Annotated in this window: 1 protein-coding gene; it reads right to left on the reverse strand. The window is 31.6% G+C overall.

Going from position 1 to position 629, the window contains the following annotated elements; genetic code table 11:
• On the reverse strand, positions 1-546 hold a 546-nt coding region (locus ACMV0E_RS08095), incomplete at its 3' end, for a hypothetical protein (protein ID WP_416085874.1).
• Positions 547-629: the final 83 nt, after the last annotated feature.

The raw sequence follows: 629 nt of genomic DNA on the forward strand, positions 1-629 counted from the left end.
TATCTTATAAAAATCACCCATTGAATTTTCTGCCAGGAAATTTACTGTCTCTGGAAGAATACTTCCGCTCTCTGAAAGGTCTGCTACAACTTTAAAATCAATATTTAAAGTTTCGGTTTTACCAATGTAACCCTTTAATTCAGTAACCCAACTCGTTAGTTCCTTATTTACCGCATTATTCTGACTTGGAGACAATTCTCCCTTTTTTAAATTCCTGAATCTTTCCATTCCTCTTATTGCTGGTAGCTCTTCTGGGTTTGTTGCTTTTAACATCTCACTTACAGTTACGGTAAATATTCCCTCTATCTTACTATCTTTTACTTCTACCTTAACAGGAGTCGTGGCAACTGAAATATTCTTATAGTATTGTGCTTCATTTTTAATAATCCAGGCCTTTAATATATTAGTAAGTTCATCTGTTGCTACACTCGTATTTATTGAGGAATCTTTAACAGATAGAGTGTTCTTAGAGTATCCTTTTTGGATCGACGCAAATGTTGTTAGCAAAAATAATATAACTAAACAGACTACTAAACCTTTCTTCATTTTAATCTCCTTTATTAAATTTTATCTTAATTTTCTCTTTTTAAATTTGTTTTACTTTCTTTTCGCTTTTCTTTTCCCCTTTT

The sequence above is a fragment of the Caldisericum insulae genome (assembly GCF_047785965.1).
Classification (GTDB): Bacteria; Caldisericota; Caldisericia; order Caldisericales; family Caldisericaceae; genus Caldisericum; species Caldisericum exile_A.